Origin of the sequence: Pantoea sp. RIT413 (genome assembly GCF_003057675.2) — a bacterium.
Taxonomy (GTDB): Bacteria; Pseudomonadota; Gammaproteobacteria; order Enterobacterales; family Enterobacteriaceae; genus Pantoea; species Pantoea eucrina.
Map to the genome: position 1 here is coordinate 40,562 of NZ_QBJB02000005.1, position 25,384 is coordinate 65,945.

23 protein-coding genes and 1 riboswitch are annotated in these 25,384 nt (G+C 57.9%); of the genes, 8 read left to right on the forward strand and 15 right to left on the reverse strand.

All coding sequences use genetic code 11. The features are described from left to right. Position 1: 1 nt before the first annotated feature. A complete protein-coding gene (locus DBY66_RS08870; protein ID WP_039380180.1) occupies positions 2–919 on the reverse strand; it encodes an AraC family transcriptional regulator in 918 nt (305 codons plus the stop codon). 193 nt (positions 920–1,112) lie between these two features. Here DBY66_RS08870 and dkgA point away from each other — a divergent pair, with 193 nt between their 5' ends. Beyond that, positions 1,113–1,940 (forward strand): 2,5-didehydrogluconate reductase DkgA, encoded by an 828-nt coding sequence (dkgA, locus tag DBY66_RS08875; RefSeq protein WP_108569913.1) that lies wholly within the window; start codon positions 1,113–1,115, stop codon positions 1,938–1,940. Between the two features lie 52 nt (positions 1,941–1,992). Here the strand turns inward: dkgA and ftsP are convergent, their stop codons facing one another. The 4 genes from ftsP to DBY66_RS08895 form a co-directional block, all read right to left on the reverse strand. After that, positions 1,993–3,420: a cell division protein FtsP gene (gene ftsP, locus DBY66_RS08880; protein WP_071669236.1), complete on the reverse strand. Its 1,428-nt coding sequence runs from the start codon at positions 3,418–3,420 to the stop codon at positions 1,993–1,995. A gap of 105 nt (positions 3,421–3,525) precedes the next feature. Further along, a complete protein-coding gene (locus DBY66_RS08885; RefSeq protein WP_039380186.1) occupies positions 3,526–4,263 on the reverse strand; it encodes a 1-acylglycerol-3-phosphate O-acyltransferase in 738 nt (245 codons plus the stop codon). 38 nt (positions 4,264–4,301) lie between these two features. Beyond that, positions 4,302–6,572: a DNA topoisomerase IV subunit A gene (gene parC, locus DBY66_RS08890; protein ID WP_104085428.1), complete on the reverse strand. Its 2,271-nt coding sequence runs from the start codon at positions 6,570–6,572 to the stop codon at positions 4,302–4,304. 213 nt (positions 6,573–6,785) lie between these two features. Further along, positions 6,786–7,550: a transporter substrate-binding domain-containing protein gene (locus DBY66_RS08895; protein ID WP_094110971.1), complete on the reverse strand. Its 765-nt coding sequence runs from the start codon at positions 7,548–7,550 to the stop codon at positions 6,786–6,788. 161 nt (positions 7,551–7,711) lie between these two features. Between DBY66_RS08895 and DBY66_RS08900 the strand changes: the two genes are divergently transcribed. Then, positions 7,712–8,293, forward strand: coding sequence for an NAD(P)H-dependent oxidoreductase (locus DBY66_RS08900; protein ID WP_071669235.1), 582 nt, complete (start codon positions 7,712–7,714; stop codon positions 8,291–8,293). Positions 8,294–8,324: 31 nt separating this feature from the next. Further along, the gene (locus DBY66_RS08905; RefSeq protein ID WP_039380197.1) at positions 8,325–8,633 is read left to right on the forward strand and encodes a putative quinol monooxygenase; all 309 of its coding nucleotides are present in this window, start codon (positions 8,325–8,327) and stop codon (positions 8,631–8,633) included. A gap of 53 nt (positions 8,634–8,686) precedes the next feature. Here DBY66_RS08905 and DBY66_RS08910 read toward each other — a convergent pair whose 3' ends face one another. From DBY66_RS08910 to nudF, 6 genes are read right to left on the reverse strand one after another with little or no spacing between them, the layout of a single operon-like run. Next, positions 8,687–9,586 (reverse strand): LysR substrate-binding domain-containing protein, encoded by a 900-nt coding sequence (locus DBY66_RS08910; RefSeq protein WP_039385639.1) that lies wholly within the window; start codon positions 9,584–9,586, stop codon positions 8,687–8,689. Positions 9,587–9,615: 29 nt separating this feature from the next. After that, positions 9,616–11,511 carry a DNA topoisomerase IV subunit B gene (parE, locus tag DBY66_RS08915; protein WP_039380200.1) on the reverse strand — a complete coding sequence of 632 codons (1,896 nt, stop codon included), beginning with the start codon at positions 11,509–11,511 and terminating at the stop codon, positions 9,616–9,618. A gap of 45 nt (positions 11,512–11,556) precedes the next feature. Further along, a complete protein-coding gene (yqiA, locus tag DBY66_RS08920; protein WP_039380202.1) occupies positions 11,557–12,138 on the reverse strand; it encodes an esterase YqiA in 582 nt (193 codons plus the stop codon). Positions 12,139–12,141: 3 nt separating this feature from the next. Then, positions 12,142–12,969, reverse strand: coding sequence for a 3',5'-cyclic-AMP phosphodiesterase (cpdA, locus tag DBY66_RS08925; protein ID WP_039380205.1), 828 nt, complete (start codon positions 12,967–12,969; stop codon positions 12,142–12,144). A gap of 42 nt (positions 12,970–13,011) precedes the next feature. Beyond that, positions 13,012–13,437, reverse strand: coding sequence for a DUF1249 family protein (locus DBY66_RS08930; protein WP_039380208.1), 426 nt, complete (start codon positions 13,435–13,437; stop codon positions 13,012–13,014). Continuing rightward, positions 13,434–14,069, reverse strand: coding sequence for an ADP-ribose diphosphatase (gene nudF, locus DBY66_RS08935; RefSeq protein WP_039380210.1), 636 nt, complete (start codon positions 14,067–14,069; stop codon positions 13,434–13,436). The genes DBY66_RS08930 and nudF overlap by 4 nt, the downstream gene beginning before the upstream one ends. Positions 14,070–14,282: 213 nt before the next feature. Between nudF and tolC the strand changes: the two genes are divergently transcribed. The 3 genes from tolC to DBY66_RS08950 all read left to right on the forward strand — a co-directional run bounded on the left by tolC (position 14,283) and on the right by DBY66_RS08950 (position 17,737). Beyond that, the gene (tolC, locus tag DBY66_RS08940) at positions 14,283–15,752 is read left to right on the forward strand and encodes an outer membrane channel protein TolC (protein WP_104085426.1); all 1,470 of its coding nucleotides are present in this window, start codon (positions 14,283–14,285) and stop codon (positions 15,750–15,752) included. Positions 15,753–15,891: 139 nt separating this feature from the next. Then, on the forward strand, positions 15,892–16,566 hold the full coding sequence (locus DBY66_RS08945) for a DUF1190 family protein (protein WP_039380215.1): 675 nt from the start codon (positions 15,892–15,894) through the stop codon (positions 16,564–16,566). A gap of 7 nt (positions 16,567–16,573) precedes the next feature. Then, complete coding sequence (locus tag DBY66_RS08950; RefSeq protein ID WP_104085425.1) at positions 16,574–17,737, forward strand: glutathionylspermidine synthase family protein; 1,164 nt, start codon at positions 16,574–16,576, stop codon at positions 17,735–17,737. Positions 17,738–17,789: 52 nt separating this feature from the next. Here DBY66_RS08950 and ygiD read toward each other — a convergent pair whose 3' ends face one another. Next, on the reverse strand, positions 17,790–18,569 hold the full coding sequence (gene ygiD / locus DBY66_RS08955) for a 4,5-DOPA dioxygenase extradiol (RefSeq protein WP_169713297.1): 780 nt from the start codon (positions 18,567–18,569) through the stop codon (positions 17,790–17,792). A gap of 196 nt (positions 18,570–18,765) precedes the next feature. Here ygiD and zupT point away from each other — a divergent pair, with 196 nt between their 5' ends. Beyond that, positions 18,766–19,533, forward strand: a complete 768-nt coding sequence (gene zupT / locus DBY66_RS08960; RefSeq protein ID WP_039380219.1) for a zinc transporter ZupT — start codon at positions 18,766–18,768, stop codon at positions 19,531–19,533. Positions 19,534–19,572: 39 nt separating this feature from the next. On the opposite strand, the gene ribB is transcribed toward zupT, so the two are convergent. Next, the gene (gene ribB / locus DBY66_RS08965) at positions 19,573–20,229 is read right to left on the reverse strand and encodes a 3,4-dihydroxy-2-butanone-4-phosphate synthase (RefSeq protein WP_039380221.1); all 657 of its coding nucleotides are present in this window, start codon (positions 20,227–20,229) and stop codon (positions 19,573–19,575) included. 108 nt (positions 20,230–20,337) lie between these two features. Next, positions 20,338–20,487, reverse strand: a riboswitch (FMN riboswitch). 171 nt (positions 20,488–20,658) lie between these two features. Here ribB and DBY66_RS08970 point away from each other — a divergent pair. Next, a complete protein-coding gene (locus DBY66_RS08970; RefSeq protein WP_034828368.1) occupies positions 20,659–20,964 on the forward strand; it encodes an accessory factor UbiK family protein in 306 nt (101 codons plus the stop codon). Between the two features lie 39 nt (positions 20,965–21,003). Here the strand turns inward: DBY66_RS08970 and hldE are convergent, their stop codons facing one another. Continuing rightward, complete coding sequence (gene hldE, locus DBY66_RS08975) at positions 21,004–22,428, reverse strand: bifunctional D-glycero-beta-D-manno-heptose-7-phosphate kinase/D-glycero-beta-D-manno-heptose 1-phosphate adenylyltransferase HldE (protein WP_108569914.1); 1,425 nt, start codon at positions 22,426–22,428, stop codon at positions 21,004–21,006. An 81-nt stretch (positions 22,429–22,509) separates the two neighbouring features. Beyond that, positions 22,510–25,359, reverse strand: a complete 2,850-nt coding sequence (gene glnE, locus DBY66_RS08980; RefSeq protein WP_108569915.1) for a bifunctional [glutamate--ammonia ligase]-adenylyl-L-tyrosine phosphorylase/[glutamate--ammonia-ligase] adenylyltransferase — start codon at positions 25,357–25,359, stop codon at positions 22,510–22,512. Positions 25,360–25,384 lie beyond the last annotated feature (25 nt).

The following is a 25,384-nucleotide window of genomic DNA, read 5'->3' on the forward strand; positions in this document are numbered from 1 at the left end:
ATCACGCCGCGTCAAACGGCAGCGTCTGCACCGTTTGACGCGCGCGGCTGACCTCTTCACCCGGCGTTGTGCCAAACAGCCGTTTGAACTCCCGGGAAAACTGTGACGGACTCTCATACCCTACCCGCAGCGCGGCTGTACTCGCCTTTACGCCATCCTGCAGCATCATCAGCCGCGCCTGATGCAGGCGATAGCGTTTGAGATACTGCAGCGGGGACGTCTGCGTTACCGCCTTAAAGTTGTGGTGGAAAGCGGACACGCTCATGTTGACCTCGGCCGCCAGCGTCTCAACGCTCAGGCTGCCGGCAAAATGCGTTTCTATCCGCCGCAGCGCACGCGCAATCTGACTGAACTGCGTCTGCCGGTTAACCAGCGACAGCAGCGCCCCGCCAATCGGACCGGTGAGCACATAATAAAGGATTTCCCGGACCAGCTGCGGGCCGAGCACCCGTGCATCGCGCGGATGGCTCATCACATCCAGCAGCCGCTCTGCGGCACACAGCATCTCTTCGCTCAGCCAGGCAGAATGAATACCCGAGGTCTGCACCGCGGGCTGAAACTGCTCATCGTCACCGATATCCAGCAGCAGATCCTGCAGCGAAGCGGTATCCACGCTCAGACACATGCCCGCCAGCGGCGCATCGGGCGTGGCTTCCGTTTCGCACTCAACCGGCAACGGCACCGTCAGCATCAGATATTTACTGGCGTCATAGTGAAAGACCGTGCTGCCGAGATAGCCGGTTTTGCGTCCCTGAAACAGGATCACAATGCCGGGCTGATACATCATCGGCGTACGCGGCAGCGTTTCGCTGGCGTAAATGAGCCGGACATTTTTCACTGCACAGTGCGGTTTTTGCGGGTCGCACATTAGCGCGACGACCCGGCGGGCAAGCTGGCGACACAGGGCGTCATGGGACATGGCGGCTTTCCGGATAAAAAATTCAGTGTGCCGCAACGCTGCACAAAGCTCTACTCCCCTGGAGGATCAGGCAAGATTTTTGCAGAAAAGGGTCAGAGTCCGCTCTGGCAGAGCGATCCGCACTGCACGTTTGTTGTCTAGACTTAAGCACACAGTTTTTCCATTCAGCGATCGCAATGAAAAAGGAGCCCCTATGGCAGATCAACCTATTATCAAACTGCGCGACGGCAATATGATGCCGCAGCTTGGCCTCGGTGTCTGGCAGGCAAGTCAGGAAGAGGCGCATACCGCCGTACTGAAAGCGCTGGAAGTGGGTTATCGCTCTATCGATACCGCTGCCGCCTATAAAAATGAAGAGGCGATTGGCAGGGCGCTGAAGGATACGCCGGTAGCGCGCGACGATATCTTCGTCACCACCAAGCTGTGGAATGATGACCAGCAAAATGTGCAGCAGGCGATGGAGACCAGCCTGGAGAAACTGCAGCTCGACAGCGTTGATCTCTACCTGATGCACTGGCCCTGCCCGGAAAAAGATCACTACGTTGCGGCATGGGAGAAGATGATTGAGCTGCAGCAGCAGGGTCTGACCAAAAGCATCGGCGTCTGCAACTTCCATGAGGCCCACCTGAAACGCCTGATTGATGAAACCGGCGTGACGCCCGTCGTGAATCAGATTGAGCTGCATCCGATGCTGCAGCAGCGTACGCTGCACGCCTGGAACGCACTGCATCAGATCCAGACTGAGTCCTGGAGCCCGCTGGCGCAGGGCGGCGAAGGGGTGTTCGATCAGGCGATTATCCGCACGCTGGCGAAAAAGTATGGCAAGAGCGCCGCGCAGATTGTGATCCGCTGGCATCTGGACAGCGGCCTGGTGGTGATCCCGAAATCAGTCACCCCGGCACGCATTGAAGAGAACTTTAACGTCTTCGATTTCCGGCTGGAGAAAAGTGAGATCAGTGAAATCACCAAACTGGATAAGGGCCAGCGTCTGGGACCCGATCCGGAAGCATTTAACGGCTAAAGCAGTATGATGTTTGCGGCCGCCCTCAGCGGCGGCCCTTTCACACTCTGCTTCAGGAAAGCGGATTGACGACCATCTGCCCTGCCGTACCGCGATCGGCCAGTTCCAGCGTCTGGCTGTAATAGACAAACGGGAAGTGATCGCTGGCGCTTTGCGGAAAACTCACCAGCAGTTCCACACTGCCGTCAACCCAGACGGTATCTTTCCAGCCGCGATCTTCGCCCATCGACTGCGCGCCGTTGACGCTTTTGATAAGGAACATGACGCCCTGAATATGCAGCGACTGCGGGCGATCGGCGTGAATAATCCAGCGCTCAAACGTTCCCTGCTGCGTTGTGGTATCAATGCGGTTCATATCCCACAGCGCGCCGTTAATGCCCGGTACGCTGTCGCCAATACGAAATTCGCGCGTCCGCACCGCCACGCCGTCGAGGATCTGATCGGCCAGCAGTCGCATCGGCAGGTTATCGGTGACCAGCGGCAGCAGACCGGTCGGGCGCAGCGTCAGCACCAGCGTGTTGGTCAGAATGGATGAGGGTTCAAACAGGCCGCGCAGGCGATCCATAATCCCTGCCGCCGTGCCCGCCGTGATTGACACTTCATCCCCCTGCGACATATCCACCAGCACCTCACGCCGTTCGCCTGGCGCCAGAGAGAGCGTCTGCACCGCGACCGGCGAAGGCAGAAACCCCTGATCGCTGGCAATAACGGTAAAAGGGCGACCGTCTGAAAAACGCAGGTCAAAGCGGCGCGCATTGGCGGCATTCAGCAGGCGCAGGCGCACCCAGCCGCGGGAAACATCCACATAGGGATTCTGCACGCCGTTAACCAGCAGCGTATCACCAAGAAACCCGCCCTCTGATGGCGGGTTATAGACCGGGGTGGCGAAGTTATCGAGGCGCTTATCCTGAATCACCAGTGGAAAATCATCCACGCCGTAGTGCTTAGGCAGCGGCAGCGATTTGCTGACCTCATCTTCAATCAGCCACATTCCCGCCAGGCCGTTATAGACGTGCGGGGCCATATGATTCGGCGTGCTGGCGTGATACCACAGCGTCGCCGCCCCCTGCCGAATGGGCAGCACCGGCGACCAGTCAGCACCCGCTGACATCATGCGCGGCGCCCCGCCCATCAGCGCGCCCGGCACCTGCAGGCCGCTGACCGTCATCGCCACCGGCTCATTAAGCCGGTTGCTGTAGATAAGCTTAACGTCATCACCGCTGTAAACCCGCACCGTCGGCCCCAGATAGAGGCCGTTAATGCCCCAGACCGGAACTTTGCTGCCGCTGCCCGTAAACGACCAGTGGCTGCGCTGCAGCGTCAGAAACAGCGGCTGTCCGCGGCGGGATTCAATCAGCGGCGGGACCGGCAGCGGGACATCGCCAGCCGGAGTAGCGGCGCGGGCTGAAAAAGTCAGTGCCGGGGAGGCCAGCGCAACGCCGGCAGAAAGCTGAATAAAGTGACGTCTGCTGCAAGACATAAAACTTCAGACCTTTTGAGCGGGGCGTAAAACGCCGTGTCCATGTTGTTGTTGTTAATTTTGCTGTGGTGCACGGGGGTGGCATCCACCACCCCCGGATAGGGCTCAGATTTTACCGTTTTTTTCGCGTTCAGCGACTTCTGCGTTTAACTCTTCCAGCTTAGCAGACATTATTTCACGGCAGTGGGTCGCCAGCTTACGCACAGAGGTGGTCTCAAACTGTGCGGTATCGACCGGTGGCAGCATCTCTACAATCACCAGGCCATTCTTCCAGCGATTCATATTAATTTTGCCATGCGTATTGGAGACGACGATCGGGATAATGGGTACGCCAGCGGCGACGGCAGCGTGAAACGCGCCGGTCTTAAACGGCAGCAGGCCACGTCCGCGGCTGCGCGTGCCTTCCGGGAACATCCAGAATGAGATACGCTTCTTTTTAAATTGCCCGACAATCTCTCCGATAGTGCCGTGCGCTTTCGCCCGGTTGTCGCGATCGATCAGCAGGTTGCCTGTTAGCCAGTAGAGCTGCCCGAAAAACGGGATCCACAACAGGCTCTTTTTGCCCACGGTAACGGTGGTCGGCTGTACGATTTTCGCCGCCGTGATCATGTCATAGTTGTTCTGATGGTTTGCAATATAGATAGCATTACCGTAATTCGCCGCCTCAGGAGGCTTACGCAGCTCAACTTTAACGCCCAGCACTCCGGAGAGTCGGCCAAAAAGATGGCCAAACGTCGCGACATGGCGCGGGTTGCGCGGCGAAAACAGGCACCAGATGCTGCCGAAGACACAGACCAGTACGGAATAGATGATAATAATTATCGCGCGTAAAATTAGTAACATAGCGTCCTCAAAAAAATACTCCTTCGCAGATAACCTGATTACTCTGCACTTGCGTCACGCTTAGGGCGTGCCGGCGCGTTGACTTCAACGCTGTCAATACGCTGCAGGCCGCGTGATACGCTGCCGCGACGGCCGCGATCGGCACGCACTTTCTGCAGATCTTCATCGCGCAGGATCAGCTTACGTTTACCCACATAGAGGGTAAGAGTGCTGCCCGGCGTCAGAATCAGTAGCCACTGCAGCCGGTCGGCACCGGAGGCAGCATCTGCGGCAGGAATTGAGATAATTTTATTGCCTTTGCCTTTAGACATTTGCGGCAGGTCAGCCACCGGGAACATCAGCATTCTGCCCGCCTGGGTGATTGCCAGCAGCATGTCATCGCCGGAATTGACCGCCAGCGGCGTCATGACGCGCGCATTCTCCGGCAGCGTCAGCAGCGCTTTACCGGCGCGGTTGCGCGATACCAGATCGGCAAAGGTACAGATAAAGCCATAGCCGGCATCAGAGGCCATCAGCAGCTTCTGATCGTCCGCTTCCATCAGCACCTGCTCCATCACTGCGCCCGGCGGAAGCGTCAGCTTGCCGGTCAGCGGTTCCCCCTGCCCGCGCGCCGACGGCAGCGAGGTGGGATCGAGCGTATAGCTGCGGCCGGTGGAGTCAATAAATGCCACCGGCTGATTGCTCTTGCCGCGCGCCGCCGCCCGATAGCTGTCTCCCGCTTTATAGCTCAGGCCGGCAGGGTCGATATCGTGCCCTTTGGCGCTGCGCACCCAGCCCATCTGCGACAGCACAATGGTCACCGGCTCAGCGCTCACCAGCTCATTTTCACTCAGCGCTTTCGCCTCTTCGCGCTCGTGCAGCGGCGAGCGGCGCTCGTCGCCGTATGCCTGGCTGTCAGCCTGCAGCTCTTTCTTCAGCAGGCTGTTCATTTTCCGCTCAGACGCCAGCGTGGCCTGCAGCTGATCGCGCTCTTTCTCCAGTTCGGCCTGCTCGCCGCGGATCTTCATCTCTTCGAGTTTCGCAAGATGACGCAGCTTCAGCTCCAGAATCGCTTCGGCCTGCGTTTCGCTGATTGCAAAGCGCGACATCAGGACCGCTTTGGGTTCATCTTCACTGCGGATAATGTGGATCACATCATCAATGTTCAGAAACGCGACCAGCAGCCCCTCAAGGATATGCAGGCGGCGCAGCACGCGCTCCAGCCGGTAATTCAGACGGCGCGTGACCGTATCGCGCCGGTAGACCAGCCATTCAGAGAGGATCTCCAGCAGGTTTTTCACTGCCGGACGGTTATCCAGACCAATCATGTTCAGGTTAACGCGGTAGCTCTTCTCCAGATCGGTGGTGGCGAAGAGATGGTGCATGACCTGATCGAGATCGACGCGGTTAGAACGCGGCACAATCACCAGCCGCGTCGGGTTTTCGTGATCGGATTCGTCGCGCAGATCCTCAATCATCGGCAGTTTTTTGTTACGCATCTGGGCGGCGATCTGCTCCAGCACGCGCGCGCCGGAGACCTGATGCGGCAGCGCAGTGATCACTGCCTCACCCTCTTCTTTTTTCCAGACAGCGCGCTGACGTACCGATCCACGCCCGCTCTGGTAGATCTTGCGGATCTCTTCACGCGGTGTGATGATCTCTGCTTCCGTCGGATAGTCAGGACCCTGCACAATATCCAGCAGCTCATCCAGCGTGGTTTTGGGTTTGTCGATCAGCCGCACCGCGGCTTCAGCCACTTCGCGCAGATTGTGCGGCGGGATATCCGTTGCCATGCCGACGGCGATACCGGTGGTGCCGTTAAGCAGAATGTTGGGCAGCCGCGCCGGCAGCATTTTGGGTTCCTGCAGCGTGCCGTCAAAATTCGGGATGTAATCAACCGTGCCCTGGCCCAGCTCGCTGAGCAGCACTTCCGCATATTTAGAGAGGCGCGATTCGGTATAGCGCATCGCGGCAAAAGATTTGGGATCGTCCGGTGCGCCCCAGTTACCCTGACCATCAACCAGCGGATAACGATAGGAGAACGGCTGCGCCATTAATACCATCGCTTCGTAACAGGCGCTGTCGCCATGCGGATGATATTTGCCCAGCACGTCACCGACGGTGCGCGCTGACTTCTTAAATTTGGCGCTGGCGCTCAGGCCCAGCTCTGACATGGCGTAGACGATACGGCGCTGCACCGGCTTCAGACCGTCACCGATATAGGGCAGCGCGCGATCCATAATCACATACATGGAGTAGTCCAGGTACGCTTTTTCGGTAAACTTGTGCAGGGCAAGACGCTCTGCACCATCCTGCGTCATTTCGCTCATTACGTTTGCATCCTCACTTCGTGGCCCGCACCGGCGGGTCATTTGGCGAGGATAGTACCTTATTCACGCGAGTTAGTCACAGAGAAGCCGTGTCTCTGCGGCAGAAAGGTTTGCGTTAAAAAACAACAGCGCAGCAGGCGGATCCGGCCGCTTTTGCCCTTTGATAAAACCGCTGATTTTGCTGCAGAAAACCCGGTGTGACGTCATACCGCATCAGGGCACTTTACCCAGCCACGCTTGCTGGATCGCCGCATATTCGCCCGTGGCAGTCGCCAGATGCAGCCACTGATCCACGTAGAGTTTCCAGCTCATATCATCGCGCGGCAGCATGTAAGCTTTTTCACCATACTGCATCGGCTTATCCGGATTAATGGCGCATAGCGACGGATAGTGCTGCTGCTGAAACTGCGCTTCAGACGCGTCGGTGATCATCACGTCCGCTTTTTTATCCGCCAGCTGCTGAAAGATGGTCGTATTCTCTGCCAGCTGCAGCGTAGCCTGCGGCAGATGGCTGTGCACGAACGCTTCGTTAGTGCCTCCGGCAGGCTCGATGACCCGCACCTCACGCCGGTTTATCTGCGCAATGGTCTGATAGCGCGCTTTGTCCTCACAGCGCACCAGCGGAATTTTGCCATCTGTGCCGAGCGGTCGGGCAAACCAGGCGATTTTCTGACGCTTCAGCGTGACCGATACGCCGCCCAGCGCGATATCGCACTGGCGGGCAACAAAATCGGCGCTCAGTTTTTTCCAGGTGGTCGGCACCCACGCGACTCTGGCGCCCAGGCTGGCGGCCAGCGACTCCGCCATGCTGATATCCAGCCCTTCATATTTTCCATCACTGCGCAGAAAGCTGTAGGGCTTATAGTCGCCAGTGGTACAGACGCGCAGCGTCTGCTGCTGCTGAATGAGATCGAGACGTGACTGCGCCTGAGCCGTGCCCGCTACCAGCAGCAGCGCGATAGTGATCTGTTTTTTCATAGCCTCTTCTTATTTTAATTCCGGGTTGCGCACAGAGTGTTTCACACGCCGGAGCATTATTGCTTTATAAGCAACAGTATTGTGACCCGTGGCACGTTTTTCCCCGCAACTTTCGCGCGTAGAGTGTGCCGTATCAAACTAACATTCAGGTGCAAAACAGTATGAGCAACATTCTGATCATTGACGGTGGCAAAACCTTTGCTCACTCAAAAGGCGAACTTAACCATACGCTGACCGACGTCGCGGCCAGTCAGCTGCGCGATCTCGGTCATCAGGTCTCTGTCACGCTGGCCGACAGTAACTACGACGTCGCAGAGGAGATCCAGAAGTATCTGGACAGCGATGTGGTGATCTATCAGATGCCGGGCTGGTGGATGGGCGAGCCGTGGACGGTGAAGAAATATATCGATGAGATCTTTACCGAAGGTCACGGCAAACTTTACGCCAGCGATGGCCGCTCACGCAGCGACGCCAGCAAAAAATATGGTTCCGGCGGCCTGATTCAGGGTAAAAAATATATGCTGTCGCTGACGTGGAACGCGCCGCTGGAAGCCTTTACTGAAGCCGATCAGTTCTTTGAAGGCGTGGGCGTGGATGGCCTTTATCTGCACTTCCATAAGGCCAACCAGTTCCTCGGAATGGAGGCGCTGCCCACCTTTATCTGCAACGACGTTATTAAACAGCCCGATGTGCCACGCGATATTGCGCGTTATCGGACTCATCTCAGCGCAATCTTTGCTTAACTGTAAGCACAACGGGAAAAGAGGAAGCGCTATGTTAACAGTCGTCGCTGAAATTTGTGTTAAACCGGGCCGTCGTCAGGCGGTGCTGGATGCCATCAATGAGCTGATTCCGGCGGTACTGCAGGAAGAGGGTTGCCATCAGTATGATGCGCTGCTCGACCATCAGGCGCAGGTGCCATGGAAGCAAAACTCACCTGACTCCATCTTTATGCTGGAGCAGTGGGCCTCACTGCGCGCGCTGGAGCAGCATCAGCAGATGCCGCATATGGATGCACATCGCGCCCGCATCAAAGACGACGTGGTGGATGTGAAAATCCTGGTGCTGGAACCGGCCAGCTGACCCTCTCCTCAGGCAACGCTCTGGCTATGCCGGAGCGTCTGCCGCCCGAATGCTTAAATCAGCTGCTGACGCTGGATTTTCTCCTGCAGGAAATCGAGAAAGCAGGTGACGCGCGAACTCAGCGTCTGGTTGCGATAGTAGACGGCGTGCACCGGCAAACGTAGCTCCCGGGTTTCGCTCGCCAGCACATCCATCAGCCGCCCCTGTTCGCGATCTTCCCGGCTGACAAAATCAGAAAGCCTGACAATACCCAGCCCCTGCAGGGCCAGCTGGCGCAGCGTTTCGCCGCTGGAGGCGGTCAGGGTGGGTTTAATACGCAGAAACTCCCCCTCCTGCTGCCAGACGGGCCAGATGTTATGGGTATCCAGCTGGCTGAACCCGATCAGCTGGTGCTGGCTCAGCGCGGCTACGCTATCGGGTATGCCATGTTTTGCCAGATAGTCCGGACTGGCTACCAGTCGCGTCGCGCTGCTGCCCAACACCCTGGCGCGCAGCGTCGAGTCGCGCAGTTCGCCAATGCGAATAGCGATATCCGTTTGCTGTTCCAGCAGATCGATAACGATGTCGTCGGTGTTGAGTTCAAGTTCAATTTGCGGATAGCGTTGCCGGAACTCCGCCAGCAGCGGCACGATGACGTGCAGCATAAAGGGGGTATTGGCGTTAATGCGCAGTCGCCCGGCAGGCGTCTCACGGCGGCGGGCTATCTGCTCTTCGGCCCGCTCAACGGAGGTGAGGATCTGGCGGGCGTGCTCAAGAAAAATCGCGCCCTCATCGGTCAGCGCCAGACGGCGCGTGGTGCGGTGCATCAGCGTGGTCTGTAACTTACTCTCCAGCCGGCTGAGCGCGCGGCTGATACCGGAGGTGGTCTGCTCCAGCTGTTCTGCAGCGGCGGTGATCGAACCGCTGTCGACCACCGCCACCCAGGCGCGCAGCTCTTCGAGAGTAATTTTCACCGTGTTATCCTCAGCGCGCGTCGCCGTCATTAAACGTCGAGATCGGCGAGATCGCCTTTCTCCTGTAGCCAGTTGCGGCGATCTTCGGAGCGTTTCTTCGCCAGCAGCATATCCATTACGCGCAGAGTCTGCTCAATATCCTCATCGGCAATGGTCAGCTGTACCAGACGCCGGGTATTTGGATCGAGCGTGGTTTCGCGCAGCTGCAGCGGGTTCATTTCACCCAGTCCTTTAAAACGCTGTACGTTCGGCTTGCCTTTTTTCCGCTTCAGCTGCTCCAGCACGCCCTCTTTTTCATCTTCATCCAGCGCATAATAGACCTCTTTACCGAGGTCGATACGATAGAGCGGCGGCATCGCAACATAGACGTGTCCCTGCTGCACCAGTGAACGGAAGTGCTTCACAAACAGCGCGCACAGCAGCGTGGCGATGTGCAGGCCATCGGAGTCCGCATCCGCCAGAATACAGATTTTGCCGTAGCGCAGCTGGCTCAGATCTTCGCTATCCGGGTCGATACCAATCGCTACGGAAATGTCATGCACCTCTTGCGACGCCAGTACCTCATCAGAAGAGACTTCCCAGGTGTTCAGGATCTTTCCCTTCAGCGGCATAATCGCCTGGTATTCGCGATCGCGTGCCTGCTTGGCCGAGCCGCCCGCTGAGTCACCCTCAACCAGGAACAGCTCGGTTTTATTCAGATCCTGGGCGGTGCAGTCTGCCAGCTTGCCCGGCAGCGCCGGCCCGCTGGTGAGTTTTTTACGCACCACCTTTTTCGCCGCGCGCATACGGCGCTGCGCGCTGGAGATCGCCAGCTCAGCCAGCATTTCTGCCGCCTGCACGTTCTGATTCAGCCACAGGCTGAACGCATCTTTCACCACCGCCGACACAAAGGCCGCGCACTGTCGCGAGGAGAGACGCTCTTTGGTCTGACCGGCAAACTGCGGATCCTGCATTTTTACCGATAACACATAGGCGCAGCGATCCCAGATATCTTCCGCTGACAGCTTAACGCCGCGCGGTAAAATATTGCGGTATTCGCAGAATTCGCGCATGGCATCCAGCAGTCCCTGGCGCAGACCGTTTACGTGCGTTCCGCCCTGCATGGTCGGGATCAGGTTAACGTAGCTTTCCGTCAGCAGCTCGCCCCCTTCCGGTAACCACAGCAGCGCCCAGTCTACCGCTTCCACGTCACCGGCAAAGCTGCCCGTAAACGGCGTTTCCGGCAGCGTGGGCAGCCCGTTGACCGCCTCACTCAGATAATCGGTCAGACCATCCTGATAGAGCCAGGTCTGCTCGCTGTTGTTCACCTTATCTTTAAAGACAATCTCAACGCCGGGACAGAGTACCGCTTTCGCTTTGAGCAGGTGTTTCAGGCGCGATACGGAGAAGCGCGGGCTGTCGAAGAAGCTGACGTCAGGCCAGAAATGCACGCTGGTGCCCGTGTTACGTTTGGCGACCGTACCTATCACTTTCAGGTCTTCAACCTTTTCGCCATGCTCAAAAGCGATACGATACACTTCACCATTACGCCGTACGGTCACTTCCACCCGCGTGGAGAGCGCGTTGACAACCGAGATGCCCACGCCGTGCAGGCCACCGGAAAACTGATAGTTTTTACCGGAGAATTTACCGCCTGCGTGCAGCCGGCACAGGATCAGTTCAACGGCCGGTACGCCCTCTTCCGGATGGATATCCACCGGCATACCGCGCCCGTCGTCGATCACTTCCAGTGACTGATCGGCGTGCAGGATCACCTCGACCCGGCTGGCATGGCCCGCCAGCGCTTCATCGACGCTGTTATCGATAACTTCCTGACCCAGATGGTTTGGCCGGGTGGTATCGGTATACATACCCGGACGGCGACGCACAGGCTCAAGGCCGGTCAGGACCTCAATCGCGTCAGCATTATAGTTTGATTGGCTCATTGTATTTGTCTGATGAACAAGAGAAAAAGGAGCCCATGACGCAGCTTAGGAGAGGGATAAACCCAGAAAATCTACTATCTGCGTAAAATGGCGTTCAAATCCGATAAAGGCGTGATTGCCACCCGCTTCAACCGTCTGCCGGCATGCGCTGTAGTAATTCAGTGCCTGGCGATAGTCGAGGATCTCATCGCCGGTCTGCTGCAATAGCCAGAGCAGATCGGGCGCATCAAGCGGGTCAATCTGCATCACTTTCAGATCGTAAATATGGCGTGACTCTAACACATATTGCTGGCCGGTGTAGGGATTACGGTTCTCGCCCAGATAATCCGTCAGCAGCTCAAACGGGCGTACCGCCGGATTCACCACCACCGCTGGCAGCATAAAACATTGCGACAGCCAGGTCGCGAAATAGCCGCCCAGCGATGAGCCAACCAGCCCCAGCGGTTCGCCGGTATGCTGCATCACTAACTCTTCCAGCAGGCTGGCGGCCTCCTCCGGAAAAGCGGGCAGCTGAGGCACCAGAACATTAATGTGCGGCTGCGCTGCGGCGCACCACGCCTGCAGCTGCGTCGCTTTGGCTGACTGCGGCGAGCTATTAAATCCGTGCAGATAGAGCAGCGTGGCCATTAATCAGTACCCATCTGAGTCAAGGTCCGGCCGGAACATATCGCTTTGCAGGCGATTCACTTCCGTCTCCAGTGAGCCATCCGCCGCTAATGTCAGCCAGCGCCAGCCGGGGGCCAGCGTGTCAATGGTGAAACTGGTGCAGTGCGGTTTGAACTGGACGCAGGTAGAAGGCGAGGCCAGAACCCGGCGCCCCTGCCAGTGAAGATCGAGCTCCTGATGAATGTGGCCACACACCAGATGCTGCGCCTGCGGAAAAGCCTGTAACACCGCTTCCAGCTGGTGCGGGTTACGCAGGCTATGCTGATCGAGCCAGGTACAGCCGGAAGGCACCGGATGATGGTGCAGCAGGATGAGCGAGTGCCGCCCAGGAAACCGCGCAAGTGACGCTGCCAGCCACTCCAGCTGATAGTCGCTCAGCATGCCGTGTGGCACGCCGGATACCTGGCTATCGAGCAGCAGTAGCTGCCACTGCTCCCCCAGCAGAACATGTTTATCTGCCGCTATGCCTGCTTCGGCGAGGGTATTCACCATGGCTGGCTGGAAATCGTGATTACCGGGCAGCCAGACGCATGGCTTTTGCAGGCGGGCAATACCGGCAACAAAATGCTGGTACGCTTCCACGGTATGATCCTGCGCCAGATCGCCGGTCGCGATAATCAGATCATATTCGTGCTGCTGTGCCGCGATAGCATCCAGCACCGCATCGAAGCTCGCCCAGGTGTTAACCCCCAGCAAAGATTGGTGCTTCCCCGCGAAGAGATGGGTATCAGTGATCTGCAGGATCCGGATTGCGGATCCTGGTGCCGCAGGAAAAGTGAGCAGGCTATCCAAAGCGTTTCCTTAATCTCCACGCCATCAATGCGTCAGACGCGTTTAGCAAACAGGCACGGCCAGAGCACCGTGCGCCAGGCAGTAGCGCAGCCAGTCAGCCAGAAACTGGTTAATCTGATGTTTTTCATCACGCTGATGCAATTTTTTATTAGGATAATCATAGCGTGCTTTAAAGCGATAGATCTGCTGTGTGGAACACACTTCAGCGACCATCGCATCGTGATAGAGCCGCACTGACATCGCGGGCAGACTCCAGTAGCTTACCGCCGGCGCCACCTGCCGGATTTCAACCAGCGTGGTATAACGCGTTGATTCTTCAATCGTCAGCTGATAACGGGCGCCGTTGACCTGATAGAGCACCGAGGCGCCTGCTTCATCACTGCGCGGCAGCAGGCGACGCAGCTGCGCGAAGTTCGTTTCGCACAGGCGCATCATTTCGGGAAAATCAGGGGTATAGCGCTGTTTCATTTTACCTTCCACTCACGTCGTAGTGTTTCATGGTGCAACGCCAGCCATTGCAGCGCAATGACAGAAGCTGCGTTATCAATAATCCCCTCTTCCACCCAGCGATAAGCCTGTTCGCGGCTCACCACATGTACGAGAATATCCTCATTCTCTTCCTCCAGCCCATGGTTCCCTTCTGCCAGGCTGGCATCCACTTCACCCACCAGCACCGACAACCGTTCAGAGGTGCCGCCAGGGCTGGCTAAATAACTGATAACCGGTTTCACGCGCCCGACATTCAGGCCCGCTTCTTCCTGTGCTTCGCGTCGTACGACCTCTTCCGGCGTTTCTCCGGGCTCAATGATACCTGCCACCATCTCCAGCAGCCAGGGTGTGGCGCTGGAATCAAGAGCCGGAATGCGGATCTGTTCGATTAAGACGACTTCGTCGCGCAGGGGATCATAGGGTAGCAGCACGGCGGCGTGTCCGCGCTCGAAAACTTCACGCACCACTTCACCACTCATTCCGCCATTAAAAAGGCGGTGGCGAAAGCGATAGCTGACGATGGAAAAAAAACCGTCATAACGGGTATCGCGTGCAATAATTTCTACATCGTTTTTTGTGAAAGTCACAGGGGATTTTTTTTCGCCCGCCATCGTCTGGTTCCTTATGCAGATTGGGATAGAGCATCGAAAAGCCAACCCTTGTGCTCCATCCGAGTGGTTCTTTCTGAATTATTTACGTAAATTAGGGAAAGAAGGCACGTTCAGCCAACCTATCTCTGACAGCGCCTCTGTAAAATCGGCGATTATTTTTTTGGCTTAGCAGCAGCACTTTTCGCGTCACAGGCTGCAACAAAAGGAATGCAAATGAAAAAACTGCTCCCATTTTTTATTGGACTGAGCCTGGGCGGATTCAGCCTTGCCAGCCAGGCAGAAAACCTGCTGCAGGTTTATCAGCAGGCGCGCCTGAGCAATCCCGATCTGCGTGCCTCTGCCGCCGATCGCGACGCTGCGTTTGAAAAGATCAACGAAGCGCGCAGCCCGTTGCTGCCGCAGCTGGGCCTGGGTGCAGATTACACCTATAACAACGGCTATCGTGATAGCAGCGGCCTGAATACCACCACCAAAAGTGCCTCGCTGCAATTAACGCAGACGATTTTTGATATGTCAAAGTGGCGCAGCCTGACGCTGCAGGAAAAAACTGCCGGCATTCAGGATGTCACCTACCAGGTTGCGCAGCAGGATCTGATCCTCAATACCGCTACCGCCTATTTCAACGTGCTGAATGCGATTGATACGCTCTCCTATACCGAAGCGCAGAAACAGTCCATTTATCGCGAGCTGGATCAAACCACGCAGCGCTTTAATGTCGGCCTGGTGGCGATTACCGATGTACAGAACGCCCGCGCCCAGTATGACAGCGTGCTGGCGAATGAAGTGACGGCCCGAAACACGCTGGATAATGCGGTTGAATCGCTGCGTCAGATCACCGGGATGGACTACCTCTCCCTGGCCTCGCTGAGCATCGACCGCTTTAAAACAGCACGGCCTGATGCGGTCGCCAGCCTGCTGAAGCAGGCTGAGAGTCGCAACCTTAACCTGCTCTCTGCGCGCCTCAGCCAGGATCTGGCACGTGAGCAGATCCGCTATGCTGAATCGGGCCATATGCCTACGCTGGATCTGACGGCGTCGACCGGTCTGTCTAACAATAAATATAGCGGCAGCCGGGCGAATCAGAGCATCACCAATAACGACTCGATCTCGGGTTCAAATCAGGTCGGCCTGAGCTTCTCATTACCGCTCTACAGCGGTGGTTCAGTGACCTCGCAGGTGAAACAGGCGCAGTACAACTTTGTCGCCGCCAGCGAACAGCTGGAAGGCGCGCATCGCAGCGCGGTGCAGACCGTACGCTCCTCGTTTAACAACGTGAATGCGTCAATCAGCAGCATTGATGCGTACAAACAGGCAGTGATCTCTGCGCAAAGCTCACTCGACGCCTCTGAAGCAGGCTATCAGGTGGGTACCCGTACGATTGTTGATGTACTGGACGCGACCACTACGCTGTTTAACGCTAAACAGCAGCTCTCCAACGCGCGCTACAGCTATCTGATTAACCAGCTGAATATCAAATATGCGCTGGGGACTCTCAATGAGCAGGACCTGCAGCAGCTGAACAGCGCGCTGGGCAAAGAGGTGACGACCTCACCTGAAGTTGTCGCGCCGGAAAATAGCCAGCAGACTGCACAGGCCGACAGCGCACCGCAGGCGGCAGCTTCCGCTCCGGCGGCGTCTGTTCAGCCGGCAGCGCGCAACAGCGGCAATCCATTCAGCCGCTGACAGCAAAAGGGGCCCCTGCGGCCCCTTTCGCATTTGAACGTATAGCTACGTAAAGATCCGCGCCCTGTCAGGCTTCACGCTTTAAATCCCCCCTCGCATCACCTATCCTGACTGCAACTCTGGGTACAGGATAATCACTATGAAACGGACAAAAAATATCCGTCATGCCGCTTTTCGTAAAGGCTGGCAGGCACGTCATCTTACGCCCGTCGCGCTGGCGGTCACTGCAGTATTTATGCTGGCAGGCTGCGAACAGAGCGACGAAACAGTTTCGCTCTATCAGAATGCTGACGACTGTGCGAAAGCCAATCCGGATCAGAGCGGTCAGTGTAAAGCCGCTTATAACAATGCGCTGAAAGAGGCGGAGCGCACCGCGCCTAAATATGCCTCACGCGAAGATTGCGTGGCGGAATTTGGCGAAAATCAGTGCCAGCAGGCACCGGCTCAGGCGGGTGCGGGCACCACCGCAAACAATGCCGAAGCACAGCACAGCGGCGGCTTCTGGATGCCGCTGATGGCTGGCTACATGATGGGACGTATGATGGGCGGCGGCGCCGGTTTTGCTCAGCAGCCGCTGTTTTCCCCTAAAACGCCTGCCAGCCCGGCTAACGGACAGTTCGTAGACGCCGCCGGTAAAAACTATGGCTCAGCGACCTCTGGCCGTACCATGAACGTGCCTAAAACCGCCATGGCACCTAAACCGGCCACGACCTCGACCATTACCCGCGGTGGCTTTGGTGAGACGGTCGCGAAGCAAAACAGTATGCAGCGCAGCAGCGCCAGCGGCACCAGCAGTCGCTCGCTGGGAGGCTAAGCGCCGTATGCAACGTATTGCTATCAGCGAACGCCCGGACTGGCGCGCAAAAGCCACTGAATATGGCTTTCAGTTTCACACGATGTATGGTGAGCCTTACTGGTGTGAAGAGGCCTATTATCAGTTCACGCTGGCACAGGTAGAGACGCTGGAAAGCGTTACGGCAGAGCTGCATCAGATGTGCCTGCAGGCGGTGGAAAAAGTGGTTAACAGCGATGCGCTGCTGACCCGCTTCTGCATTCCGAAACACACCTGGGAGTTTGTCCGCGAATCCTGGGCTCAGCGTCAGCCTTCGCTCTATTCCCGTCTGGATCTGGTGTGGGATGGCAGCGGTGAGATCAAGCTGCTGGAAAACAACGCCGACACGCCGACATCACTCTATGAGGCCGCTTTTTTTCAGTGGATCTGGCTCGAAGATCAGCTCAAAGCGGGCAACCTGCCGGCGGGCAGCGATCAGTTCAACAGCCTGCAGGAGAAGCTGATTGAGCGGTTTGCGGTTCTGCAGCAGCAGCACGGCTTTAACTGGCTGCACTTTGCCTGCTGCCGTGATACGGAAGAGGACCGCGCGACGGTACAGTATCTGCAGGATTGCGCCACAGAAGCGGGACTTCCCGGCGAGTTTCTCTATATCGACGAGATTGGACTAGGGGAAAAAGGCCAGTTTACCGACCAGCACGATCGCGTCATCAGCAACCTGTTCAAGCTCTACCCCTGGGAGTTCATGCTGCGCGAGGTGTTCTCGACCAAGCTGGCCGATGCCGGCGTACGCTGGCTGGAACCCGCCTGGAAAAGCATCCTCTCCAATAAAGCCCTGCTGCCGCTGCTGTGGGAGATGTTCCCGGACCATCCCAATCTGCTGCCCGCCTGGTTTGCAGATGACAGCCAGGCGCCGCAGATGGATAAATATGTGGTGAAGCCGCTCTTCTCCCGTGAGGGCGCCAACATCCGTATTATTGAAAACGGCAACGAAATTGCGCGCGCTGACGGTCCCTATGGCGAAGAGGGTATGATTATCCAGCAGTTCTGCGCGCTGCCCCGATTTGGCGACAGCTATACGCTGATTGGCAGCTGGCTGATAGACGATCAGCCGGCGGGGATTGGCTTACGCGAAGATCGGGCGCTAATCACCCAGGATCTGTCGCGCTTCTATCCGCATACTTTTATCGGCTAACCTGGTGGCGCATTCCGGTGCGCCCCCTTCCGGCCTGCGACGCCGCGGGCCGTTATCCCACCTGCGCTGACAGCATACTGATTGCGCCCATCTCCATGCCCTCAACCGGCACGCTGACCGCCTCACCCGCTGCGCGTGCGCCCAGAATATAGAGCAGCGGCAGATAGTGTTCAGCCGTCGGATGCGAAAGCGCCGCGCCCGGATGCTGCTGATAGTTAACCAGCGGATGATCGGCTGCCGGCGCGTCGCTGGGCAGATTATCGCGCACATACTGGTTAAACGCTTCGGCCCATGGATACGCCGGCGCACTCCCCTGCCACTGCAGCTTGCGCAGGTTATGTACCACGTTGCCGCTCGCAACCAGCAGGATCCCCTCATCGCGCAGCGCAGCCAGCTTACGTCCGGCCTCAAAATGCCATGCGGCGGGCCGGGTACTGTCCACGCTGAGCTGCACCAGCGGAATATCCGCCTCAGGATAGATTTTGGCCAGCAGGCCCCACGAGCCGTGATCGAACCCCCAGCTCTCATCTTTTTCTGCCGCCGGCAGCAGCTCCGTTACGCGCTGCGCCAGCGCAGGCGATCCGGGTGCCGGGTAGCGCACGTCAAACAGCGCCTGCGGAAATCCGCCGAAATCGTGAATAGTGCGTGGCTGTTCCATGGCGGTTACCCGCGTTCCGCGCGTGTACCAGTGCGCGGAAATCGCGAGAATAGCGCGCGGGCGCGGCAGATCTCTGCCCAGCTGCTGCCATACCCGGGTATAACGGTTCTCTTCCAGCACGTTCATCGGGCTGCCATGACCCAGAAACAGAGCAGGCATACGGCCATCACACATTTTCACACCTCATCGCTGTTGCTTTCATAAGCGTCACAATACGCGCTTGCCAGGCCACTTAAACGCGGAGAAGCGTGATAATGTCTGTCAGCAAATTTGAATAAGCGTGAACGACATAACTTTACGCTTAATAACTCGATATTTTATAAGGTTAATTATAATGTAACTGGTAATCATTATCATCATGGAGCTTACTATGTCGGTGCCTTTACTGCTCACTATTCTGGCCGGTGGTGCCACCTTTATTGGCGCCCTGTTTGGCATTCTTGGTCAAAAGCCGTCAAACCGTCTGCTCGCCTTTGCGCTCGGCTTCGCCGCCGGCATTATGCTACTGATTTCGCTGATGGAGATGCTGCCAGCGGCGCTGCATACTGCGGGAATGTCACCGATGCTGGGATACGGTATGTTTATGCTCGGCCTGATCGGCTATTTCGCGATGGATCGCCTGCTGCCGCATCAGCATCCGCAGGATCTGATGGCCACTCAGGGTCGTCCCGTTAACCTGAAGCGAACTGCTGTGCTGCTGACGCTGGGCATCAGCCTGCACAATTTTCCTGAAGGGGTCGCCACCTTTGTTACTGCCAGCAGCGATATGGAGCTGGGGCTGGGCATCGCTTTAGCCGTGGCCATCCACAATATTCCTGAAGGACTGGCGGTTGCCGGGCCGATGTACGCGGCGACCGGTTCCAAAGCCAAAGCGCTGTTCTGGGCCTGTATTTCTGGTATGGCGGAAATTCTGGGCGGCGTCATTGCCTTTCTGCTGCTCGGTCCGGCGCTGTCGCCGGTAGTGATTGCTGCCATTATGGCCGCCGTCGCAGGGATTATGGTCGCACTTTCGGTGGATGAACTGATGCCGCTGGCGCGCGAAATCGATCCGCACAATAACCCGAGCTATGGCGTGCTGTGTGGGATGACGGTGATGGGGCTGAGTCTGACGCTGCTGCAGACCGCCGGCGCGGGCTGATTTCCCGCCCTCCGGCTGGTCTGCTTTTGTATGCCAGCTTTAGCTGGCCTGACGGGTCTCACGCTGGCGGCGGTAAGCCACCAGATCTTCAATGGTCACCACGGGCATATCATGCTGCTGCGCAAACGCGATCGCTTCAGGGGCGCGCGCCATGCTGCCATCGTCGTTAGTCAGCTCGCACAGGACGCCAGCCGGCCTGAAGCCCGCAAGCGTGACCAAATCGAGCGTGGCCTCGGTATGACCGCCGCGCGTCAGTACGCCACCTTCGCGCGCGCGCAGCGGGAAAACGTGTCCCGGACGGTGCAGGTCAGCCGGTTTAGCGTTATCAGCAATCGCGGCGCGGATAGTGGTGATGCGGTCAGCTGCAGAGACGCCGGTGGTCACCCCCGCTGCGGCTTCAATCGTAACGGTAAATCCGGTGCCGTAAGAGCTGGTGTTGTTCTCTACCATCATCGGCAGATCGAGCTGCTGGCGGCGGGCCTCATTGATGCAGAGGCAGACAATACCGCTGCCGTGGCGGATAGTCAGCGCCATCTGCTCTGTGGTCATGGTCTCGGCGGCAAAAATCATGTCGCCTTCGTTCTCGCGATCTTCATCGTCAAGAACCATCACACCGCGACCGTTACGCAGTGCGTCAAGTGCACGTTCTACACGCTGTTCCGGCGTGCCAAATTCAGAAAGAAGCGTCTGATTCATGGTAATTAACCTTAAAATATTATGAGTTACCAGAACCAGGGCGAGCTTAGGAGTGCGTGAAAAATACACATGGCAAAAACGTGACGCGGGCATAAACCCGGCTGATGTCGTTACCCTCTCCCATCCGGACTTTAACCGTCGGCCCCGGAATCACACCGGATCTGCTGTCCTTTTGCACGGTCGCAAAAGCGCTCGCGGGCTTTCAGCAGAAGCTGATTTACCGCCGGTGGGGAATTTCGCCCCGCCCTGAGAATAAGCAAAATCACTATAGCGTTATTCACCGGGACGGGCAATCGACAAAAGTGCAATTGCTTTTGCACATCATGCGTTGCGGATTTCGGGTTTAACCTTTTTGGTTCTGGCATTACACTTACTTCTTGTACCGTCGGAAAACGTGCTGCTCACAGCCACCGCAATCAGGAAATAACCATGATCGACACAAAAAAAATTGAACAACTGGCGCGCCAGGTCCATGAAGCGATGCCGAAAGGCATCCGCGACTTTGGCGACGACGTGGAGAAGAAAATCCGGCAGGTTCTGCAGGCGCAGCTGACCCGTATGGATCTGGTTAACCGTGAAGAGTTTGATGTGCAGACTCAGGTCCTGCTGCGCACCCGCGAAAAGCTGGCAGCCCTGGAGCAGCGTCTGGCTAAACTGGAGAGTGAAAGCCCGGCGGCACCGGCGCCAGCAGTGGTGACCCCCGATCCGGCCGGTAAAATCGATACGCCACAGTAAATATTATCAGCCGGGTGGCTGCTGCCCCCGGCTGTCTGCTCAGTGACTGCGGATCGCTTTAATAATGTTGGTGGTGGAGATGCCATCTTCAAAGTTAAGCACGCGTACGTCACCGCCGTTGGCCCACACTTCTTTGCTGCCTGCGATCTCTTCCGGCTTGTAATCTCCGCCTTTCACCAGCAAATCCGGCAGCACATCGGCAATCAGACGCTGCGGCGTATCTTCTTCAAACAGTACGACCCAGTCCACCGCTTCGAGTGCGCTCAGCACGATCATCCGGTTCTCCTGCGGATTAACCGGCCGGGTTTCGCCTTTAAGACGTCGGGTTGACGCGTCGCTGTTCACCGCCACAATCAGCCTATCGCCCAGCTTGCGGGCATTGGCGAGATAAGAGACGTGTCCTGCATGCAGGATGTCGAACACGCCGTTGGTCATCACCACTTTCTCGCCGCGCTGACGCGCCTGAGCCACGGCGGTTTTCAGCTCGCTCTCCGTCATCACGCCAAAGCCGCTTTCGGGACGTGCATGAATAGCGTTCTCCAGCTCCACCGTACTGACGGTGGAGGTTCCCAGCTTGCCCACCACGACGCCTGCCGCCGCGTTGGCAAGGAAACAGGCGTTTTCCAGCGTGTCACCTGCCGCGAGGACCGCGGCCAGGACGCCAATAACCGTATCGCCGGCACCGGTCACGTCATAGACTTCCTGCGCCTGCGTCGGCATATGCAGGGGCGCTTTACCCGGCTGCAGCAGTGTCATGCCGTTTTCAGAACGGGTTACCAGCAGCGCTGAGAGAGCATAGTCAGCGATCAGCTGCATTCCCCGGCTGACGATGTCCGCTTCGGTTTTACATTTGCCGGCAACGGCTTCAAATTCAGACAGGTTTGGCGTCAGCAGGGTTGCACCGCGATAGCGCTCAAAGTCGGTGCCCTTCGGGTCGATCAGTACCGGTACGCCCGCTTCGCGGGCCAGCCCGATCATGGTCTGGACGCTGCTCAGGGCACCTTTAGCGTAGTCTGACAGCACCAGCGCGCCAGCCTGTGACAGCGACTGACGCATACGATCGTGGATGGGCTGCGGATCGACCTGATCAAAGCCCTCTTCAAAGTCCAGCCGGATCAGCTGCTGGTTGCGCGACAGCACGCGCAGCTTGGTGATGGTGGGATGCGTTTTTAGCGCCACAAAGTCACAGCTGACGTTAACCTGCTCCAGCGTGCGGCTCAGTACCTGCGCGGCATCATCCTCACCGGTCAGCCCAATCAGACGCGATGCGGCACCCAGCGCGGCAATGTTCATTGCCACGTTGGCCGCGCCGCCCGGACGCTCCTCAATGGTATCCACTTTGACGACCGGCACCGGCGCCTCGGGTGAAATGCGGCTGGTCGGGCCATACCAGTAGCGGTCTAACATCACATCGCCAACAACCAGTACGGTGGCCTTGCCAAACGCGGGCAGTGTTACTTTCATTTCAGAGACTCCAGACTACGCTCAAAATATTGCGCGGATAATACCATATACCCGCCGCAGGGTAAGATGCCGCCGCACGCCTCAACTGTCTGACTCAACCGTGCCCAGCCAGCGCTGCCAGCTGGCGTTGACAATGCCGCGCTCGCGGGCAAAACGATCCGGTGCCACGTGACCCGGCAGCGCCTGCAGGGCCAGATGATGCAGCGCATCACGCAGCGTGACGTAAGCATGCGTCAGCGCCTGCGCTTCCTGGGCAGGCATAATATCGTGCTCCGCCATCAGAGCAAAAATGCGCACGTTATCTGACCAGCGCGTCAGGGCCAGCCGATCCGCCGCTGACGCTAAGACCAGATACTGGGCAATGAATTCAATATCGGTAATACCGCCTGCATCTGTTTTTATCTCCCAGCGCCCTTTATGTTTGTTGCTCAGGTGCGCACGCATCTTTTCGCGCATTTCACGTACCTCAGCCCGCAGCGGTGCTGTTGCACGGGGCAGGCTGAGAATAGCGTGGCGGATCTGCGTAAAACGCGCCATCAGCGCCGGCTCACCAAAGACAATACGCGCGCGCACCAGCGCCTGATGCTCCCAGGTCCAGGCATCATTACGCTGATACTCTTCAAAGGCGTCGAAGGTGCTGACCAGCATGCCTGCTGAGCCAGAAGGACGCAGGCGGGCATCCACCTCATACAAAATACCGGAGGCGGTGCGGGTGCTGAAGATATGCATGATGCGCTGCGCCAGACGCAGATAAAACTGCCTTCCGTCGATGACGCGTTCACCGTCGGTCTCTGCACTCTCCGGACAATCATGCAGAAACACCAGATCGAGATCGGAGCTGTAGCCAAGCTCCCAGCCCCCCAGCTTGCCATAGCCGACCACGGCAAAGCCGCGCTCATCGTCACGCGTCAAATGTGATGGCCGCCCATAGCGCTGTACCATCATCTGCCAGGCCTGCTGCACCACCGACTCGATCATCGCCTCTGCCAGCCAGGTTAAGTGATCGCTTACTTTCATTACCGGCAGCGTTCCGGCGATATCTGCTGCGGCAATACGCAAGAGCTGCGCCTGTTTGAACTGGCGCACCGCCTCCAGCTGCTGCTCTTCATCCTCTGCCGGAATACGCAGCAGATATTGCCGCAGTTCGTCACGGTAGGCGTCAGTGGCAGTGGGCTGATACAGCGTGGCGGGGTCGAGCAGCTCATCCAGCAGCAGCGGATAGCGCGCCAGCTGGCTGGCAATCATTGGTGAGGCGGCACAGAGACGGATCAGGTGACGCAGCGCGCCGTGATACTCAGTCAGCAGCTCAAGATAGGTGCTGCGCGTCAGCACCCCCAGCAGCAGCGGCGTCAGGCGCTCCAGTACGCTGTCGGCATCCTCACGCAAAGCGATCTCCCCCAGCAGGCGCGGCATCAGCTGGTCGAGCGCCAGCCGGCCACGCGGCCCGATTGTGCGCCGGCTGGCATCCTGCCGGAAGTCATTAAGCACGTAAAAAAAACGCTGCCGCTGCGTTTCATTCAGCTGCGGCACCACCGGCGTCAGTTCATGCTCCTCCAGCGTGTCCTGCCAGAGTGCCGCAAATTCCGCCAGTTCCGGCTGGTCATCAACGTCCGGGGCATCGTCGCCAATCAGCTCATCAAACACCGCGCGTACGGCGGCCATGTGCGCCGTTAGCTGTGCCGTCAGCGCTTCCCAGTCGGCGCAGTTCATCGCCCACGCCAGACGCTCCCGGTTGAGCGCATCCTGCGGCAGCGTCTGCGTCTGCTCATCATTGATGCTCTGCAGCAGATTCTCCAGCCGGCGTAAAAAAAGGTAGGCGTCATGCAGCTGACTGACCTGCTGCGGACGCAGCAACTCCAGCTCACCGATGGCCTGCAGCACTGGCAGCAGTGAGCGCGACTGAAGTGAGCGCTCACGTCCACCACGAATCAGCTGAAACACCTGCACAATAAATTCGATTTCGCGGATACCGCCGGCACCCAGCTTGATATTATCTTTCAGGCCACGACGGCGCACTTCACGCGCGATCATCCCTTTCATGTTACGCAGCGACTGAATCACGCTGAAATCGATATAGCGGCGATAGACAAACGGCCGCAGCATCTGCTGCAGCGCCTGGCTCCACTCGCCGCGATCGTCGCCCATCAGACGCGCTTTGACCATGGCGTAGCGCTCCCAGTCACGCCCCTGCTCCTGATAGTAATCTTCCAGCGCCGCAAAGCTCATCACCAGCGGGCCGCTATCGCCGAACGGACGCAGTCGCATATCCACGCGGTAAACAAAACCATCGACGCCAGGCTGATCCAGCACTTTTATCAGGCGCTGCCCCATGCGGGTAAAAAACTGTGCGTTGTCCAGCTCGCGTCGCCCGCCGCGCGTGACGCCGCTCTCCGGCCAGGCAAAGATCAGATCGATATCAGAGGAGAAGTTGAGTTCTCCGCCACCCAGCTTGCCCATGCCGAGGATCAGCAGCGGCTGCGGCTCGCCCGCCTCGTTGCAGGGCGTGCCAAAATCGCGACAGCAATCCTGCCACACGCGATCGCGGGCGGCAGCGATCAGGCTTTCTGCCAGTACGCTAAGCTGCGTCAGGCTCTGTTCGGTCGTGGCGTGCTGCAGCGCCTGCATCCAGGCGATACGCACCAGCATATGCCGGCGGAACAGGCGCAGCTCACGCATCAGCGCGGCCTCGCTATCCGCATGCTGCAGCGCCTGCTGCAGCCACAGAGCATAGTGCTGCCATTCATCAGGCTGAGGAGGCTGCTGCTGCAGTTGCTGCCACCATGCTGGCTGCTGCTGCAGGTTATCTGCGATAAAGTCACTGAAGGCCAGCGCGCCAGCCTGTTCAGACGTCAGCGCCGGCAGCGACAGCTGCAGGCGTTCTGCGATGCCGGCCAGCTGCGCCTGCATCAGCGAAGGTAACGGTAACTGCATCCTCTCTCCCTGAATTTTACATAGT